Annotated in this window: 17 protein-coding genes; 10 read left to right on the top strand and 7 right to left on the bottom strand. The window is 44.4% G+C overall.

Annotated elements, in window-relative coordinates:
• Positions 1–45 precede the first annotated feature (45 nt).
• Positions 46–843 carry an adenosylcobinamide-GDP ribazoletransferase gene (cobS, locus tag QUB66_RS21060; RefSeq protein ID WP_332969562.1) on the bottom strand — a complete coding sequence of 266 codons (798 nt, stop codon included), beginning with the start codon at positions 841–843 and terminating at the stop codon, positions 46–48.
• Between the two features lie 259 nt (positions 844–1,102).
• Between cobS and QUB66_RS21055 the strand changes: the two genes are divergently transcribed.
• The 3 genes from QUB66_RS21055 to QUB66_RS21045 all read left to right on the top strand — a co-directional run bounded on the left by QUB66_RS21055 (position 1,103) and on the right by QUB66_RS21045 (position 3,112).
• Entirely contained in the window at positions 1,103–1,552 is a 450-nt protein-coding gene (locus QUB66_RS21055) for a hypothetical protein (protein WP_265235369.1), read from the top strand.
• Positions 1,553–1,783: 231 nt separating this feature from the next.
• On the top strand, positions 1,784–2,911 hold the full coding sequence (gene tgt / locus QUB66_RS21050; protein ID WP_265235370.1) for a tRNA guanosine(34) transglycosylase Tgt: 1,128 nt from the start codon (positions 1,784–1,786) through the stop codon (positions 2,909–2,911).
• A gap of 63 nt (positions 2,912–2,974) precedes the next feature.
• Complete coding sequence (locus QUB66_RS21045) at positions 2,975–3,112, top strand: photosystem II reaction center protein K (protein WP_006634808.1); 138 nt, start codon at positions 2,975–2,977, stop codon at positions 3,110–3,112.
• Between the two features lie 85 nt (positions 3,113–3,197).
• Here the strand turns inward: QUB66_RS21045 and QUB66_RS21040 are convergent, their stop codons facing one another.
• Both QUB66_RS21040 and QUB66_RS21035 read right to left on the bottom strand, forming a co-directional pair.
• Complete coding sequence (locus tag QUB66_RS21040) at positions 3,198–3,749, bottom strand: glutathione S-transferase family protein (protein ID WP_332969561.1); 552 nt, start codon at positions 3,747–3,749, stop codon at positions 3,198–3,200.
• 218 nt (positions 3,750–3,967) lie between these two features.
• Positions 3,968–4,543, bottom strand: a complete 576-nt coding sequence (locus tag QUB66_RS21035; RefSeq protein WP_332969560.1) for a manganese efflux pump MntP — start codon at positions 4,541–4,543, stop codon at positions 3,968–3,970.
• A gap of 197 nt (positions 4,544–4,740) precedes the next feature.
• On the opposite strand from QUB66_RS21035, the gene QUB66_RS21030 reads away from it, so the two are divergent.
• Positions 4,741–5,340 carry a cytochrome b/b6 domain-containing protein gene (locus tag QUB66_RS21030; RefSeq protein WP_265235373.1) on the top strand — a complete coding sequence of 200 codons (600 nt, stop codon included), beginning with the start codon at positions 4,741–4,743 and terminating at the stop codon, positions 5,338–5,340.
• A gap of 263 nt (positions 5,341–5,603) precedes the next feature.
• Positions 5,604–7,196 (top strand): SDR family NAD(P)-dependent oxidoreductase, encoded by a 1,593-nt coding sequence (locus QUB66_RS21025; RefSeq protein ID WP_332969558.1) that lies wholly within the window; start codon positions 5,604–5,606, stop codon positions 7,194–7,196.
• 201 nt (positions 7,197–7,397) lie between these two features.
• Here the strand turns inward: QUB66_RS21025 and QUB66_RS21020 are convergent, their stop codons facing one another.
• From QUB66_RS21020 to QUB66_RS21005, 4 genes are all read right to left on the bottom strand, one after another.
• Positions 7,398–9,794 carry an ATP-binding protein gene (locus QUB66_RS21020; protein WP_332969557.1) on the bottom strand — a complete coding sequence of 799 codons (2,397 nt, stop codon included), beginning with the start codon at positions 9,792–9,794 and terminating at the stop codon, positions 7,398–7,400.
• Between the two features lie 450 nt (positions 9,795–10,244).
• On the bottom strand, positions 10,245–10,709 hold the full coding sequence (locus QUB66_RS21015) for a hypothetical protein (RefSeq protein ID WP_332969556.1): 465 nt from the start codon (positions 10,707–10,709) through the stop codon (positions 10,245–10,247).
• A gap of 190 nt (positions 10,710–10,899) precedes the next feature.
• On the bottom strand, positions 10,900–11,460 hold the full coding sequence (locus QUB66_RS21010; protein ID WP_332969555.1) for a sugar O-acetyltransferase: 561 nt from the start codon (positions 11,458–11,460) through the stop codon (positions 10,900–10,902).
• Between the two features lie 51 nt (positions 11,461–11,511).
• Entirely contained in the window at positions 11,512–12,186 is a 675-nt protein-coding gene (locus QUB66_RS21005; RefSeq protein ID WP_332971267.1) for an MBL fold metallo-hydrolase, read from the bottom strand.
• Between the two features lie 30 nt (positions 12,187–12,216).
• On the opposite strand from QUB66_RS21005, the gene QUB66_RS21000 reads away from it, so the two are divergent.
• The 5 genes from QUB66_RS21000 (at position 12,217) to sat (ending at position 18,652) form a co-directional block, all read left to right on the top strand.
• Positions 12,217–13,689, top strand: a complete 1,473-nt coding sequence (locus tag QUB66_RS21000; RefSeq protein WP_332969553.1) for a site-2 protease family protein — start codon at positions 12,217–12,219, stop codon at positions 13,687–13,689.
• Positions 13,690–14,068: 379 nt separating this feature from the next.
• Entirely contained in the window at positions 14,069–14,668 is a 600-nt protein-coding gene (locus QUB66_RS20995) for a hypothetical protein (protein WP_332969552.1), read from the top strand.
• A 199-nt stretch (positions 14,669–14,867) separates the two neighbouring features.
• Positions 14,868–16,136, top strand: a complete 1,269-nt coding sequence (locus QUB66_RS20990; protein WP_332969551.1) for an RNA-guided endonuclease InsQ/TnpB family protein — start codon at positions 14,868–14,870, stop codon at positions 16,134–16,136.
• A gap of 88 nt (positions 16,137–16,224) precedes the next feature.
• On the top strand, positions 16,225–17,307 hold the full coding sequence (locus QUB66_RS20985; protein ID WP_332969550.1) for a DUF6745 domain-containing protein: 1,083 nt from the start codon (positions 16,225–16,227) through the stop codon (positions 17,305–17,307).
• Positions 17,308–17,470: 163 nt separating this feature from the next.
• On the top strand, positions 17,471–18,652 hold the full coding sequence (sat, locus tag QUB66_RS20980) for a sulfate adenylyltransferase (RefSeq protein WP_265236940.1): 1,182 nt from the start codon (positions 17,471–17,473) through the stop codon (positions 18,650–18,652).
• Positions 18,653–18,729 lie beyond the last annotated feature (77 nt).

Genomic DNA, 18,729 nt, shown 5'->3' with positions numbered 1-18,729 from the left:
TGCTAAAAACTCGCTGTCAACTGTCAACTGTCAACTGTCAACTGTTTAACCTTCCAATGCCGCCAAAAGACACAGCAACAAAGCCTCCGTCCACTCGACTACAGCACCGTAAGTATCGCCCGTGTGGCCGCCCAAACGGTGGTTAAACCAGGCTCCGACAAAAATTCCGATCGCACTTCCGCCCAAAGCCATCCCCACCGCCAACAGCCACCGATCGCCCGACAAGACAACTTGCAGTACGCTCAAACTCAGCAGCAACAGCACTCCTGGGATAAAATCAAACGGAGAATAAATCGATTCTTTATGAAAAGCTCCCTTACCCTCCGGGCGGAGATAGGGATAACGGGCGATCGCCACCAGTTGCCCCCATCTCCCCCAACCTGCCACACCCATCAAAGCCAGCCACCGATAGTTACTCAAGTCCGAGAGAGCGGCAGTTTTCAGTAGGACGATCGCGATCGCAGCCATCGCCCCAAAAGCCCCTGTAACGCTATCCCGCATCACTTCCAGCCGGCGCACCGGGTCGGGGACGGCCAGCCCGTCCGCCGCGTCCATTGCTCCATCTAGGTGCAGCCCGCCAGTGATGGCAATGCCCAAAACTACTACTAATGCCGATCGAGTCAGAGCAGGCATACCCAACAAATGCAACCCAAGATCTGCCAGTCCCAGCATCCCGCCAATCAAAAGCCCGATCGCCGGAGCCAAGCGAGCAATGCCCCGAAACTCCAAAGTCCAAGACACCGGCACCGGCAAACAAGTATAAAACGCGACTGCGGCTGCAATGGCAGCGCCTTGATTCCGGAAAAAGTCGATTGTAGAGCGAACCAATTTATCATCCACCATAAGATAGAAAATTTTTCATCTGATATGCAGTTGTCAATCCCTTAGCGTGTGCCAGAATTGGAGCTGTAACACCCTAGTTTTTTGGATCGGGCATTCCTCCTGTCCGAGATATTTTCCCCGGAAAACCTCTGCCGGCAGCGATCCCGAAGCTCCGTATCTAAAATGACTAAACTGAAGATCCGCGTTTCCCTTCCCAAGAATTCTAGCTAACTCCCTGATTTCCAAGACGGGAACATACTACAACAGAGGCTTTTAATCCATGAGTCACGACCAATTGAATAACAGGGTAGTTGCTCCTTGCATCATCGATACAGGCATTGTCGTCAACAAGCGCGATATCAAAAGATTGCTGTTTGATTTAGGACGTGTCCGCTACCTTCACATCCAAGATGGCAAGATTTACAGCGAAGGAGAAGGTTATGTGCTCGAAGTCTTCGCCAACCCCCACCGTTCTACCCTGATTGCCAACCATGCGCTTTATTTGAACGTGTATAGTTTTGATTACCTAGAACTGAAACAGTCCCCTGATGAGGGTGCTTATTTTGACCTGATTCAAGACGGAAGACAGTTGCGTTTAATTCCCCTCTCCAATCCTTTGCAAGAGCAAGTCGCCCGGAATTTGGATGCTGCGGCTTTGGATGCGGTTGTAGATCAGGTACTCTCAGGCAACTGGGATCTGCAATTAGATGAGGATGATTCTCCGTTTTAATCACCAGTCAGTCGATTTTAGATTTTAGATTTTAGATTTTAGATTTTAGATTCACTCTACAGATGAATCTGGGAGATTAAATTTTGGTCTAAAATTTTTGGGCATCTATGAGAGGAGTCCGGGCTGGTCTCGGTTTTTTGGGTCCCGTCATGGGTTTTTTGTCTCAATCTCAACAACAATAGATTAGATAACACGGACTGCCCAGTAGCGGTTAAGCATCGACGGAGACTAATGACTGAAGACAACGGGAGATTTTCTTTTAAGTGTGAGGCTAACTGTAGCCATACCCAAGCACGTGCAGGGGTTTTTAGCACTCCCCACGGTATTGTGGAAACGCCTAAATTTATGCCCGTGGGGACGCTGGCTAATGTCAAAACGTTGACCCCGGCACATCTAGAAGACGCGGGAGCTCAAATGGTTTTGGCGAATACTTATCACTTGCACTTGCAGCCGGGGGAACGAATTGTCGCGGGCGCGGGCGGATTGCACAAATTTATGGCTTGGCCTGGCCCGATTCTGACGGATTCGGGCGGCTTTCAGGTGTTTAGCTTGAGCCAAATGCGGACTATTTCGGAGAATGGGGTGACTTTTCGAGCCCCCCGCGATGGCCGTATCATTAATTTGACACCGGAAAAGTCGATCGAGATTCAGAACGAGTTAGGCGCTGACGTGATTATGGCCTTTGATGAGTGTCCGCCTTACCCGGCTACACGGGACGAGGTGGAGGCGGCGACAAATCGCACTTACCGCTGGCTGCAACGCTGTATGCAGGCTCACTCGCGCCCGGATCAAGCTTTGTTCGGCATCGTGCAGGGGGGCGTTTTCCCAGATTTGCGATCGCGCGCGGCAAACCAGTTGGTAGACTTAGATTTGCCCGGTTATGCGATCGGCGGGGTTAGCGTCGGAGAATCGGGGGATTTGATCGCAGAGATTGTCAGAGTTACTGCGCCCCTGTTGCCGGCAAATAAGCCCCGTTATTTGATGGGAATTGGCACCTATCGCGAAATGGCGCTGGCTGTGGCGAGTGGCGTAGATATGTTTGACTGCGTGATTCCGACTCGACTGGGGCGTCACGGGACGGCTTTTGTGCGCGGGGAACGCTGGAATTTGAAAAATGCTCGGTTTCGGGAGGATTTTGCTCCCCTGGATGAGTCTTGTCCTTGCTATACCTGCCAAAAATTCAGTCGGGCTTATTTGGCGCATTTGGCGCGGGCTAAGGAAGCACTCAGCTATACTTTGCTGGCGCTGCACAACGTCACGGAGTTGATTCGCTTTACTGGGAGGATGCGGGAGGCGATTTTGGCCGATCGATTTACCGAAGAGTTTGCCCACTGGCTGACACCGAGTGTCGATCGATAATGATTGCCTTGGGTGAAGATATGCGACAATTATGAAAATTCTGTTGGATAGGTAGGTTGATTCATGGAAGCTGCATTACTCTTAGCAAAACTGCCCGAAGCTTATTCGATTTTTGAGCCTTTGGTTAATGTTTTGCCGGTCATTCCCGTGTTTTTCTTGCTGCTGGCTTTTGTCTGGCAAGCGGCTGTCGGGTTCAGATAAGTTTCATTTCATTAAAAATCAGGGGCAATTCACCAATTGCCCCTGATTTTAGCTGTTAAGTTTTGTTTCGTTCTGCTTTATGGCTTCAGCTACCGATCGCACTTTTAAATGCCGGTCTTTCCGAAATCCGCTTGATGTAATCTACCACAGCCGGATAAGCACTGAGGTCAAGTTTTAGCATCATCGGAATGTAGGCCAACATTGAGCCGACAGCAGCGTCAGCGACACCGAATTCATCGCCCATTAAAAACTGCTGTTTCTCGAAGATGCGATTTAACGGTTCTAACATTTTCGGGGTTTCGCGTTCCCGGCTGGCTTCGACAAATATTCCCGGCCCCAGGGTGGCGTTAGCAAAGATCACCCACTGCACAACTTGAGCTTGCTGCTCCAAAGTTTCGGGGATTTTACCATATTTTTGAGCTAAATACAGCAAAATTGCGCCGGATTCCCAAAGTTTAAAATCTCCGTCCACAATTGCCGGTACTTTGCCGATCGGGTTAATTTCAAGAAACTCTGGCTGCAAGTGTTCCTCTGCTTGCATATCCAGCATGACAAATTCGTAGGGAACCGCTATTTCTTCGAGATACCACTTGACAATTGAGGCCCTGCTGCGAGCTCCGCCGTAAAGTTTGAGCACTTAATTTTTGTCCTTTAATGCAATATTTCTGTTATACCATTTTTTTGTCAGTTGACAGTTGTCAGTTGACAGTTGACAGTTGTTAGTTGACAGTTGTTAGTTGATAGTTGATAGTTGTTAGTTGATAGTTGTTAGTTGATAGTTGTTAGTCAGTATCTAATGACTACTGCCCACTGTCAACGGCCCACTGCCCACAGACAACTGTCAACTATCAACTGTCAACTGACTAATGGCACTTCTGTCAAGTGCAGAAACAAGATTCTACTGCCAATAAAAATCAAAATTGCTCCGCCCAAAATTTCAATTTTATTAGCAAACAAATTGCCGCACTTGTGACCGACAAACACACCAGCAAAGGCTAAAAAGAAAGTAATAAATCCGATCGCAGTCACCGCCGGAGCAATAGAATCTTTCAGAACCGCAAATCCGATACCAACGGCGAGGGCATCGATACTCGTCGCCACCGACAGCGTTATCAAAGTCCCCGTATCTAAGGGATTAAATTTTTTCTGGCATTCTTCAATTTGCAGCGATTCATAAATCATTTTACCGCCAATGAAACTCAAAAGGCCAAAAGCGATCCAATGGTCGATCGCAGATATCAAAAAACTGAAAGTCAGCCCGATAGACCATCCGATTATGGGCATCACAGCTTGAAATCCACCGAAAAACAAGGCGATTTTTAAAGCTTTATTAACCTTCATATGTTTAATTGCTGTGCCGCTCGAAACAGCCACAGCAAAAGCATCTGCTGCTAGTCCCAAGGAAAGGAAGACGGTAGTGGCTGCATCCATTTTTGTAAACTGTTAGATGTTATAGGGAAAGTATTTCTCTTGACTGTTTTACTTTACACTAAACTTTGATAAAAATAGGTTTTTCTCATAATCCATTCATTTTTTTATCACATTTGTTTCACAATTTTCGGGGATTGAAAAAATCCGCCTTTAGCTGTATTATATGAAAGACTATCGATCGCATAGCAAAATTGAGAATGCCGCCATCTAAACCGTATCAGCCATTGCTGCTCAGATTACTGCACGGGCTTAATGCTGCGATCGCCCTTTTAGCAATTTTGACCGCATTTCTGGTGTACAACACCTATGACGGGCGGTTCGGCAAAGTGCCCGTGCCTCGAATTGCAGATATTATCGGGATTCACGGCACTTTTGGTAAGATGTTGCTGCTAGGAGTCATGCCGACTTTTGCATTGTACAGTTTCCTCGCAGGTAAAAAACGCTTGGTGCAGCCGGATTCTTTTGGGAAACTAACTCAGTTGGGAAAGCCTATTTGGTGGTATAGTTTGCACCGGATCGTGAATACGTTGATGTTGTTAGCGCTTACTTTTGCGATCGCCTCTGGGAGTATGGTTAAGGAAGAATGGCTACCGGCTGGAGATTTGACCCAGGTTTGGTATTATTTGCACATTTCTGGTTGGGCGGTATTAGTTTTTTGTCTGCTAATGCACTTGTTGATGAGTGCAAAGGTGGGGGGTTTACCGCTAATTTTGTCGATGTTTGATGTCGCGTACCGCCGGGAGGATTCGCCGGCGGCTTGGTGGCGCAAAATTCGCTCTTTAGTCGATCGCCCTTAATCGAGAACCGCCATTAATTGTGCATTATTATTTCTGGTAAAATTGCCACGGACTAAACTATTTAACAGGTGCTCATGTACTAGGAAATGTTAACTTTGCCACCCTGCTAAATCAGCATCCGATTAAGCAGGTTATGATTTTTGTGCTTTGTCAGGCTATAAAACCCGCGAAACGATTCCAGGAAATGTGATAGCCTTCCTGAAAAATTAGGACGCGAACCGTAATATAATAACTCTCAAGAACATCAAAAAATCAATTAATTTATGCAAGTTTGTCTCGTTACTGGTGGTAATTCCGGTGTGGGTTTAATGACATCTTTAGGTTTAGCTAAATTGGGATATCATGTCTTTATTGCTTGTCGTTCCCAGAAAAAAGCGACAAAAGCGATCGCATATATTCGTGAAACTACCGGAAATCCCAATATAGAATATTTACCCTTAAATCTTGCCTCATTAGAGTCAGTGCGTCACTGTGTTAAACTATTTCAAGACAGAAATTTGCCCTTACATATCCTCGTCAATAATGCCGGAATCTTCGACGGAAGAGGAGTTACTAAAGAAGGATTTGAGTTAATTTGGGGAACCAATTATTTAGGTCATTTTCTCCTCAGTTATTTATTATTAGATAAATTAGAAAAATCCGCCCCAAGTCGCGTGATTATAGTATCCTCAGATTTAGCATTGAAACCCACTCGAATTAAGTGGGATTTATTCGTTAAAAAAACACCCTTAAATTTTATTGAATCATATAACCAGTCAAAACTTTGTCTATTGCTTTTAACCAGACAACTTTCCCAAAAATTAACGCAGGTAACAGTTAACGCGGTTCATCCGGGTTTTGTACAATCTAATATTACGATCGGTCATAGTTTGAGTAAATATCTCGGCTTAGGAATTAGTCCAGAAAAGGGAGCCTATAGTAGTCTCTTATGTGCAACTTCTCCAGAATTTGAGTTAACAACAGGTAAATTTTTAAATCAAACAGCACAACAAATAACCTTGCCTACATTAGCAAAAAATAATGATTTATGTCAAGAGTTATGGGAAAAAAGTTTATTATGGACTGGCTGTAGTCAAGCCGTCGAGAAAGAGAGAATTAATCATGATGCTACTGATGGGATATGGGGGCCTTATGCTCTCAACTTAAATCAGGATGAACTCGCGAATATTTGCGATCGTATTTTTAAGGAAGTTTTACCAAAACCGCCCATTAAAATTTTATTGACTCAGGCATTAAAAGCCCTTTTGAGGTTACAATTTGGTTCACTTATGTTGATGGTCATTCAATGTTACCAACGCCAATTTTATATGGAAAGACATTTAGATTCTGCTGCGGTGTTGCACCTGTGTCAAGATGAGAATTTATTGAAAATACTGACAGCTTATTTAGGGGATAATTTGAAATTATGGCGATCGGAATTATGGGTGAATTATCCCTCACGTCAATTGATTCCTTTTTGGCATCGAGATATTTATCCTAATTTACTTACCGGGGATGGAAAAACGATTAATATTTATATTGGTTTAACAGAAGTGACGGAGACAAACGGGTTTGAATATATCCCGAAAAGTGAACTCGAAAAGTGTGAAGTTACCATCACCGATCCTTTTAGTGGGAATCATTTTTTTCGAGTTCCCAAGGAAGTAGAAGAGAACGCGAACGCGGTAGTTTTAAAACCGGGTGAGTTTATTTTATTTACGGATCAACTTGTACATCGTTCTATTTATAATAGAAGTGGTAAAGTGCGTCTTTCTTTAACATTACGAGTCGCCCAACCGAGTATAAAAATTTTATCCGGTTACACTTCTAATTATCAGCAACCTGTCACAATGGGTAAGAGTTCAGTTGACAGTTGACAGTTAACAGTTGACAGTTGACAGTTGACAGTTGACAAGCAGAGCCTCCTTTTACTTCCGAGATTATAGAAGAAAGGACTATAGGATCTGTTTAAGTTATTAACTTTTCGTGCCTAATGACGATGTACCTGTTCTTTTCAATGGACGATAAAAAAAAATGTTCTAGTAAGCTTTTTTGTAAATGGTATTAGTGAAGGTAGTTCAAAATATCGGCAATTCTATGATAAATTCAGCACCACCGCCCGTTTGAGATTGACTTTGAGATTGCACTGGAGATTGAACTTTCATGCGCCCGCCGTGCAATTCTACAATAATTTTATAGCAAACCGACAGCCCCAATCCTGTAAAATTTTTCAAGGATTTAGTATGGTAAAACGGGTCAAAGATTCTCTGTTGAATTTCCGGTGGAATTCGAGAACCGTTGTGGGCGATCGATACTGCAATAAATCTGCCTGTAGAATGCTCGACAATATCTGTTTTAATTGTAATAGTTTGATTGAATTTGTCAAGACTGTTAACAGCATCAATTGCATTGCTGAGGATATTAGCGAAGACTTGGCTGAGTTGACCGGGATAACACAAAATTGGCGGCAGGTTGCTGTATTCCTTGACTATTAATATTTTTTGATCTAGCCGATGAGCGAGCAATAGCAGAATATTATCGATGCTTTCGTGAAGGTTGGCGCGTTCTTTGTTGTCTTCGTCAGGAAGTGAAATGTTCCGCAAAGCCAGGACTATCTGGCGAATGCGATCGGTTCCTATTTTCAGAGAATTGAGAATTTGTGGCAAGTCTTCGCTGATAAAATCTAGATCGAAGGTTTCTATTTGTTGGGCAATTCGCGGCACTGGTTGGGGATATTGTTCGCGATAGAGGCGAATTATATTCAGCAAATATTTTATATAATCGTTGACGTGAATCAGGCGGCCGTAAATAAAGTTAATTGGGTTGTTAATTTCCTGGGCAATTCCGGCGGCGAGTTGACCGACTATTGTCATTTTTTCGCTTTGTACTAAATGCTCTTCGGTTCTTCTGAGTTGGGCTAATACTTCTTCTAAAAGTTTGAGTTCTTGTTGAATTTGCCCGTGGAGTTGGGATTGGGAAATTGCGATCGCCAGTGAGTCTGCAATTGTTTCCAAAACTTCCACTTCGTCGGGACTTGCAAACCGCCGATTAGCACAGGCGAACAGATATCCCAGCCGATTAGTCTGAGTCAGTACGGGTACTGCTGCGTAGTGGTTGTCTGTGAGTTCGAGATGCGTTGCTTCCTGAGAGCCTGTGGCATCGGGGGCGGAGGTTTTCTTGAGAAGTATCGTTTCGCACCGATGCAGCCTTGCTGCTAAATCTCCAGAGGGCCCTGTTTGGGCACCGAAGATTCCCAAGCGCCCTGGTAAACCTTGCCGGCAATATTCCCAGCAAAATTCTACAGTATCGTGTCGGGGGTCGTACCAGCCGAAAATTGCTCGATCGAGCTTTAGCAGGGTACCGAGTCCGTCTATTGTAGTTTGCAGGATGCGATCGAGCGGCAAGCCAGCACGAATGCGGCTAGTCAAGCGGTGGATCATGGCTTCTGTGCGAGTGCGGATGCAATTTTCGGCAAACAGCTTCAGTGCTACAATTGCTGCCAAAATAGCTGCGGCGAAGAGTCCGGCGGTAGCTGCTGCTAATATGTTTAAGGCGAACAGTTCTTTTTCGAGATTATCGCTGGGAATTACTAGGGCGATCGACCATTCAGCTTGTTCTAAAGGAAGATAGGCAACATAAACTCTGGCGTCGTTGATTTGAGTTAGTACAATGCCCGTTTTTTGATAAACCATCTCCCGGACTACATTCGCCAAATTAGTATCTGCGGACTCTAAAAGACTGGGAGCGGCTTTGTCAATATTTCCCATTAACCGAGCGTCGGGATAGACAATTGGCACTCCTTGAGAATTCAGTACAAAAGCGTAAGTTCCCGCCTCATATTCCAGCTTTCCTACTACTTCCGCAATTCGATCGATGCTAATGACACCGTTCATTACTCCGATCGGCTTTTTTGGTCTTTTCTCCAGAGGATTTGACCATACCGGAGCCGAAATGGGAACAATACTTTGTTGTTTGAGCGTGCGAGAAATGGTAGGATCTGAAACATAGACTTGTCCAGCCATTGCCTTTTTGAAGTGTTGGCGATCGCTAACATTAATCAAAGCTCTGCCAAATTTTGTGGTAAAATAAGAACCGTCGGGTTCAATTAATGCGAAATGCTTGAAGTCTGACAGTCGAATTACTTCCGATTTTAAATAAGGCCCTGCCACTGACCAATTCATCGATCGCACCGGAGGAGTGTTGGCGAGGGTTTCGATCTCATTTTTTATCGTGCCAATCCAGCGATCGATCTTGTTACCGCGCTCCTTAACTTCTAACAAAGCATTTCGCTCTAAATTTTTGATAATCAAGCGGCGAACGCTTTGATAGCTGATACAACCAGCGATGCTAGCTGCCAGAATTGTTACGCCCAAAATTAACAACGCGATTTTGTAGCGAAGATCGTATTTGCCCTTAAATCTCGCTGGCAATAGTTGAGTTAATTTCCACCACTTTACTTTCGCAAAGCTTCTCATGGTTTGACCAATTTGTGAGATTGAAATTCTCAGATCACCTGCGATGAACTCGCCCGCCTGCTAGTAGTCTGAAACTACTACCATTCAATAATTGCCGGGATTTTTGATTTTTTTTCCCGCAGGCCTGCTCACCTTGTTAAACTGGAATACAATTTTACCATGTTTTTGAGAAATTCAAAAAAAGATTAACTTGTTGATATTTTTACCAATACTTGTTAATAATTCATCTAAGGTGTGGACTGGGCACCCTAAGTTAAAATTTAGCGTTTTTATTAATAAAATCTTGATTAGGTAAGGTGCGGACGGCGCACCCTACCTTGAAATATTTGGCTTTTGCCTTAATCATAAAATATCAAAAGTTTTGAGTTATTAATGAAGAAAAAACTTATTAAAATTTTAATTCAAATCTCAAAACTTTTTTCGCTAAATTGATGCTGTTGGGCGATTTGTTTAAAGAACCTTGTGAGTGTGTTCGTGCTGTTTCACATTGTCTTCAGTGCGAATGACGCGCTCGGTGTTCAGCACTCTTTTGCGTTCTAAAGAATAAGAAAAGTCGTTGCGAACTGTTCCCTGGGGAATGTGAACTTGAGCTTCGGGGCGGATTTTGTAAGTGCGGGCTGCGGCGATCGCCCGAAAGCCAAATTCTTCGCTAAACTGGGCTTCGGCAGGGAATTCCGGCAGCCTTGTGGGTGATTCGCCGTCGAACACCGATCCTAAAGTAGTCCCCCAAGCCATTTCATAAGATGTGGGAATTCCCTTGACAATTGCTTCCAAAGCTGCTGAGGGGATAGGTTCGATTACTTTTACTTGATGAACTTCGCCTTCTTCTTTGATGAAGCAGGTGGCTAAACCTACTGCTATGTAGTCGTCGGTGCCGAGTTCTGGTGCGTTGGGATAAACTGTTGCAGTCGTCATAAGAAAAGCTTGGTAGTGGGGAAACCGGGAGGAAGAAAGTAAGCGATTTGAGATTTAAGATTTGAGATTTTTGCCACGGATTTTTCCGAGGGATTTTATCTGAAAAATCTCAAACTGGCGGTTGTGACATCTAAAATTTTTGTGTGAAACTCCAAAGAGCCGATCGCGCCAGTGAGTCGATCGTACCACATCAAGGTAAATGCCGGATGATGCGGCAAGGATTCCCCGCAGCCACGACGTTTGCGGGAATATCTTTGACAACAACGCTACCTGCGCCGATCGTGCTATTGTCGCCAATAGTGACTCCTGGGCAAATAATACTGCCGCCGCCAATCCAAACATTATTACCAATATTAATTTCAGCGGCGAGCTCTCGGCCAGAAAGTCTGATTTCCGGATCTGTGGGATGAAAAGCAGTGTAAATTTGCACGTTGGGGGCGCACAGCAAATTTTCGCCGATGTTAACTCGATTGCAGTCGAGAATCACGCAGCCAAAATTCATGTACAATCCGTTTCCCGCATAAATATTGCTGCCGTAGTCGCAGTAAAAAGGCGGCTCGATTTCAACTTTCGGGCCGATTGCACCAAACAATTCGGCAAGGATTTCTAACCGTTTGTCTGGTTCATCTTCGTGAGTAGAATTGTAGATTCTGGCGAGGCGGCGGGCTCGCTGGCGTTCTGCAATTAATTGCTCATCCGCAGCTAAATACAATTCGCCGGCGAGCATTTTTTGTTTTTCGGTTTTTTCCATAATCATCGGTGGTAATAATCGCCGGCATCAGATCACAGCTAGGGTTTTATTTTAGGATTCGGGCTGGGAGTGCAAACAAACGGCTAAATCCAGATTGGTTAATTGCTCAAAAGCTCGATCGATCGATCCTTTTCCTCGCAAAAAGCCAGTATTCGCAGCGGGGCAGATATATTGCAGAGTCGAAGGCGAAAATCGATCGATAATTGACTGCACATTGTTAATTTGCCGCGGCCAGTGAAAAGTTTTTGGCGTTCTCTGCGGTACCGGGGCGCCTTCTCGATTGGGAAGCAAGTGTCTGCCGGTAAACAACACTCCACCACTGCCAGTATCATAAAGGCAAGATGAACCAGGAGAGTGGCCAGGAGTCCAAAATGCTTTTAGGCGATCGCTCACAGCAAATTCTCGCTCAAAAACCGTCAGCTTCAATCCAGGGAGCAAATAAGCTTCCTGCTCTTGAATCAGGATATCGCAGCCCGTGGCTTCCTGAATCTCCCGCGCCTTGGCTATAGCGCCGCGGTGGGTGAGAAACAGCAGCCGCACGCCGCCGTTTTCCCGCAAAAAGGCTTGATTAATCTCATCCCAAGCGGGACAATCCACCAGGATGTTCGATTCGTTTTCTACAATGAAATAAGCTGTCCCACCCAGGGTATCCCGGTGAGGTGGGAAAGCAAAGATATTTGCCAGCACTAGCCTGGGCTGTTTGGAGACTAAACTCTGTTGTTTCAAGGAACTATTGAGAGGCATGGAATAAATATTATGTTCTTTTTACTATGGTTGCTCGTATTGGGGTTTATATCTTACTACTTGTTACAGAGCAGCACCAGCCGCATTACACGAACCCCGGTATGGCTGCTGTGGCTGGTAATGATGGCGCCGGCGCTGATTTGGAGCGGTTGGCTTTTAGTTAACGGCGCCAGCAAAACAGTACCGCCGGAGTTGGTAATTATACCTTTTCTGGTTTGCCCTTTTTTGTACTGGTTTTTGGTACAGTTGGGGCGCAAGGAAATTATCGGCTCCACTGAAACGCTCTTAGCAGGCTCTGCGACTGAACCGAAAGAGCCAAAACTGCCCCTGCGCCCGATCGATTCTGAGGAAGAAGCGAGCTTGCGCGATTGTTTTCCTTGGTCAATTTACTTTTTGCGAGATTTAGAATTTCGGCCACAGGCTGTAATTTGTCGCGGACAGTTACGCACGAACCCGGAGGCTGCTTATCAGGCGATTCGGGAGAATGTGGAGCGGCATTTTGGCGATCGCTTTTTAGTCATATTTCAAAACAGTTTAAGCGGTAAACCTTTTTTTGCCATAGTTCCCAATCCCAGCCACCAATCCGGGGAAACTCCGGTAAAAACCGAATCTGTAACCAGGCCGTTTTTTGCCTTAGCTTTGGTGCTAATCACGGTATTTACTACTACGATTGTCGGAGCGCAAATTGCCGGAGTTACTGAAAAAATTTTGCAGTCCAACCCGTCAATGTTGCTCCAGGGTTTGCCCTATTCCCTGGCTCTGATTGCAATTTTGGGAATGCACGAATCCGGCCACTATTTAGCTGCCAAATTCCACAAAATTCGCACAACTTTACCTTATTTTATTCCCATTCCTTTTTTCTTAGGAACTTTTGGCGCTTTCATTCAAATGCGGAGTCCAATTCCCAACCGCCGAGCTTTATTTGACATCAGTATTGCCGGCCCATTTGCAGGTTTAATTGTGGCAGTGCCGTTGTTGATTTGGGGTTTGGATCATTCGACAATTGTACCATTATCTGAAAAGTCGGGAATGTTGAATTTTGAGTCTTTCAGTCCGCAATTTTCGCTGCTGATGACTCTGTTGAGCAAGTTAACCTTGGGCGCTGCTTTGAATGCGGAAACTGCGATTAATTTGCATCCGGTAGCGGTGGCGGGTTATTTGGGTTTGATCGTGACGGCGTTTAATTTGATGCCGGTGGGACAATTCGACGGCGGGCACATCGTACACGCGATGTTTGGCCAAAAAGCGAGTATGGCGATCGGGCAATTTGCCAGAATTTGTATGCTGCTGCTGTCTTTTTTGGAGCAGGGTTTGCTGCTGTGGGCAATTATTTTGTTTTTGACGCCCCTCAGCGACGAACCGGCGTTGAATGATGTCAGCGAATTGGACGATAGGCGAGATTTTTTGGGGTTACTGGCGATCGGGCTTTTGTTAATTATTTTGTTGCCAGCGCCCAAGATACTCGTTCAGTGGTTAAATGTTTAGAAGTCATTAGTCATTAGTCATTAGTCATTAGTTATCAGTCATCACGAAAAAGGAAGAAGCAAAAAGCAAGAATGAAGAAGTCATAAGTTATCAGTAGTTATCAGTCATCACGAAGAAGGAAGAAGGAAGTCGGATTTAGTTATCGATCGTCGCGAGAGACGGAAGAAAAGACAGGTTCACAAATTCTGCAATGGTTGCTATATTAGGACTTACACAGGGGGGTGAGACACCCGGTTTCTTCCTAGACGCTAGCAAACCAAGATTTATCGCAGAAACCGGGTTTCTTTGGTGTAACTTTTGCATCCAAGCAAGTTGGGCGTTTTTCAACTCGCTTTCTATCTCAAAGTGATGTTTATTTTCACCGATTTCTTTGAGAAATATGTCCTACAACTCCTTCACTTTCCAACAATTAAAAGATCGGTTTGGATTGGATATATCACTCAATCCGATTTTGAGTACCAAAATTATTCCTTTAGAACCATCTCAATGGCTTTGGAGAACCCTTGAAATTAGTTCTAACACTGCTGTAACAACGGCAAAAGAACGTTCGGAACGGATTATTTCTCCTGTTTTGTTAGAGGTGGGGGAAAAAAATAACAAACAATTTTCTATCTTTTCCGGTTGGGCATTTGATGTAGATATTTCTCAGGGATTGAATGGAGAATGCGACTTTCTACTGTCTGGCGTGTCGTTGGATTTTGAAATTAAAGTTCCGTTTTTTACAGCCAGACAAACGAAAGGCGGAGAAATAGAATCTTGTCTGCCACAGTGTGCCGCACAAATGGTGGCAGCTCAGTTATTTAACCAACGCAAACAAAATTCAATCCCTGCCGTATTTGGCTGCGTAACTTCGGGGGTAGTCTGGCGGTTTCTTAAATTAGAAGGAAATAATTTAATTATTGATGATGATGTTTATTATCTCGATAATCTTCCTCTGCTTTTAGGGGTTTTGCAAAAAATTGTTAATTTATACCAATAATCTAAGAACTCTCGTAAAATAGGTTTGTAGTCAGGACTTCACCAAAAAACGAGAGGGAAGCCCCGGGCTTTAGACATGAGGAGGAACTCGGTAGCGGTTTCAACCGCCTTCAATTTTTTTTTGTATTGGTTGTTTTGTATGCATACTTTACCCTGGAATTGCGAATACTATGCTAATATAAACCAAGGAGGAAAACAGAATGTATGGATGCCAGCAAAATCTAATCAGTCCAGGCAAAGACTTGAAAGCAGTCTTAGAATTCCTGTGTAGTGAAGCCTCTAAATTAATCAATTGTGGAGTTTACTATTCCCGACAACTCTTCTTCAAGACAGGGATGGTTCCAAATAGAGCTAAGCTACACAAGGTATTAGGAACGGAAAATCAGAACATCCACTACAAAGCTTTTTATTCAGATACCGCACAGCAGATATTGACTAGCGTTGCTGAATCTTTCAAGTCCTATTTGGGATTACTGACTGGACTCAAAGAAGGAACAGTGACGCAACGTCCAAGAGTGCCTGGATACAGACAAGGTGGATTAGCGTTGGTTACATTTACAGGTAGATCGGTCAAATTAAAAGATGGAATGTTACGATTTCCATTAGGGAGCAAAGTTAAAGCTTGGTTTGGAATAGATTCGTTCTATCTGACCATGCCATCTAACTTAAATCATTCTGCTATTCGGGAGTACAGGATCTTACCCAGAAACGGATGTTTTTATCTGGAATTGGTTTACCAAAAAGAAGCTGTCCAATCCGATGTGAACGTTGATTCTGTGTTGATGATCGATCATGGGATGGACAACTGGATAACTTGTGTTAGCAATATTGGGACTTCATTCATCGTAGACGGAAGACATCTAAAGTCTATCAACCAAGGTTACAACAAACGAGTGGCAACCTTGATGTCTGGAAAAGATAACGGATTCTGGTCTAAAAGACTGGAACGGCTGACCGAAAACAGAAATAGAACAATGCGGGATGCGGTTAATAAAGCTGCTCGTAAGGTCATCAATTATTGTGTATCGTCCAAGATTGGTACAGTCATATTTGGATGGAACAAGAATCAGAAAAATTCGATCAACCTAGGTACAAAGACGAATCAAAAATTTGTTCAGATTCCCACGGGTAGGTTAAAAGATCGAATTGCTCAACTATGCGAACAGTACGGAATAAAATTCATAGAAACTGAAGAATCTTATACCTCAAAAACTTCGTTTCTAGATGCTGACGAAATGCCTAAATTCGGTGCGAAACCCGAAGGGTGGAAAGCTTCTGGAACAAGAATTAAACGTGGATTATATCGGACAGCGAATGGGTGGCTAATTAATGCAGACTGCAATGGGTGTGCAAACATTGGTCGCAAAGTAGCAACAATACTTGGACTAGATCTAAGTGGAGTTAGTAGGGGTGATTTGTCAGCACCCGTAAGACTTAAATTATGGTCTTATGAATCCCCGTCCCTTTAGGGCTGGGGAGTTGTCAATCCTTCTCTCTTTTTAAGGAATGAAGTCCTCAGTACGAATTTAATTAATTCTTAATCGAAAATTAAATAATATGAATGTACCAACGATCGCACTTACTCCCGAACAAGCAGCGCTAACTCCCATTTATCGCGAAAAATGGCGGCAAATAGGACTGTCGATCGCACCAGTCGATCGCCCGATCGCGACAGCCGCCATCAACACCGCCTACCACATCATCGGCTTGGGCGAACCGGAAATTATTTTCTGTGACAGCCCTTACATAGCTTTGGAAGCTCTTGAACCGCTAAGGATACGCGATTCTGGTCTGGAAACTGGTAGCGAAATTCGAGACAAAATTCATAATGAATTGTATGATACATTAAGAAGTCAACTCGACCGGAAACTGGAAAACCAGATTTACAGCCAACTCTATAACCCGCTGTATGCTCAACTGATGAGTCAATTCCAAATCCATGTTAAAGACAAAGTTTTTGACAAATTAGCAAAGAAGTTGGGCAGGAGATTTCACCAATTTTTTGTCAATATAACCTATAATAATAACTGGATATTATCCGAACTTTCTGCCTGTCACGGAAGTTGGGTAGATTTTTGTATTGAGGTCTTAGAATTGGAGTGCGATCGCTCTTTGTACTCAGCCTTTAAAGGTTTAGTAGAAAACTGCGGGTGGATTTACCCGTTTGAGAAAAAGTGCTTTGTGTGCGATCGTCCACAACGACTTAATTTTGACAGCGAATATTTGCTGCACGCCGAAGGTAAACCAGCGATCGAATTTGCTGACAACTTCAAAGTATATTCTTATCATGGCGTGCTACTGCCGGAAACCATCGGTGAAGTTCCGCTGCATTCCTGGGAATCTGCATGGCTGTTAACAGAACGTAATGCGGAAGTGCGGCGAGTGTTGATTGGGGCGATCGGCTATTCGAGAATTTGTCAAGAATTACAAGCAATAGAATTGGATACTTGGCAAGAATATACTTTATTGAAAATTGATAATGAGATTGACATAGAGCCAATATATTTGTTAAAGATGACTTGTCCGAGTACGGGACACATTCACGCTTTGCGAGTGCCGCCACAGGTGCTAACAGCTAAAGCAGCGATTAGCTGGGTAAATTGGGGAATAGAACCGGAACAATTTCAAGTGCAGACTTAATGGGAACTTTGAGAGTTTTGAGTGCGAGTTTGCAGTTTAAAGAATTTCACCCCAGCCTTCACCAGCGTTCTGCACAAGTCCAGAAAAATTAAAAAATGTAGATTTACAGCCCGCACTTGGTAGTATGTACTCTGGCAGCTAAAATCAACAACTTCAAATCGACATGAGCCAGCATTCAGACCGCATTGCCCCTCACGGCGGCATCCTGGTCAACCGCATTGCTACACTAGACCAAAGACAAGAATTTTTCGACAAAGCAGAAGTTTTGCCGCGAGTCCAGCTTTCGGATCGATCGATCTCTGACCTGCAAATGATCGCAATTGGCGCCCTGAGTCCCCTCAAAGGGTTCATGGGAGAAGCTGATTATCGATCGGTAGTCAAAGAAATGCGCCTCTCCAACGGCCTCCCGTGGTCGATTCCCATCACCCTCCCAGTCAGCGAAGCAGTCGCCGACACCCTCAAAGAAGGCACAACAGTGCGCCTCGACTCCCCGGCTGGCGAATTTGCCGGCATCTTGGAGCTGACCGAAAAATACCGCTACAGTAAAGAAGAAGAAGCCCTCAACGTCTACCGCACCGACGACCTCAAACACCCAGGCGTCCAAGTAGTAGACCAATCCGGGCCCGTTAACCTCGCAGGCGAAGTTTGGCTGCTGGAACGCGAACTAGATGTCCGGTTTCCCCAATACCAAATTGACCCAGCAAAATCGAGAATGCTGTTCAAAGAAAAAGGATGGAAAACCATAGTTGGTTTCCAAACCCGAAACCCCATCCACCGGGCCCACGAATACATCCAAAAATGTGCCTTAGAAACAGTAGACGGATTATTTTTGCACCCGCTAGTCGGGACAACTAAAGATGATGATATCCCTGCTGACGTGCGGATGCGCTGCTACGAAATTCTGCTAGATAAATACTATCCAAAAGATCGCGTAATTTTGGCAATCAATCCGGCGGCGATGCGCTACGCCGGGCCCAGAGAAGCAATTTTCCACGCTTTAATTCGCAAAAACTACGGCTGCACTCACTTTATTGTCGGACGCGATCACGCTGGAGTTGGCGATTATTATGGCACCTTCGATGCACAACACATTTTTGACGAATTTGAACCAGGAGAATTGGGAATTGTGCCGATGAAATTCGAGCACGCTTTCTATTGCACGCTGACGGAACAAATGGCTACAACTAAAACAAGTCCTAGCACTCCCGAACAGCGAGTGCATTTGTCGGGAACTAAAGTGCGCGAGATGCTGCGCGCTGGAAAATTGCCGCCCCCGCAGTTTTCGAGACCCGAAGTTGCCGCCGAATTAGCGAAGGCTATGAATATTTTTAGTTACGAGATTTAAATCTTGAACTTTGGTATTGGTGGCATTTTGAATAGTTTTTAATTTTGGGTTTTGAGTTTTAAATTTGAAAGTTTAAG

It is taken from the genome of Microcoleus sp. A2-C3 (assembly GCF_036706065.1).
In the GTDB taxonomy this organism is placed as follows: domain Bacteria; phylum Cyanobacteriota; class Cyanobacteriia; order Cyanobacteriales; family Microcoleaceae; genus Microcoleus.
Note: the sequence above shows the minus strand (reverse complement) of the source record. Positions and strands in the feature narration are given on the sequence as shown.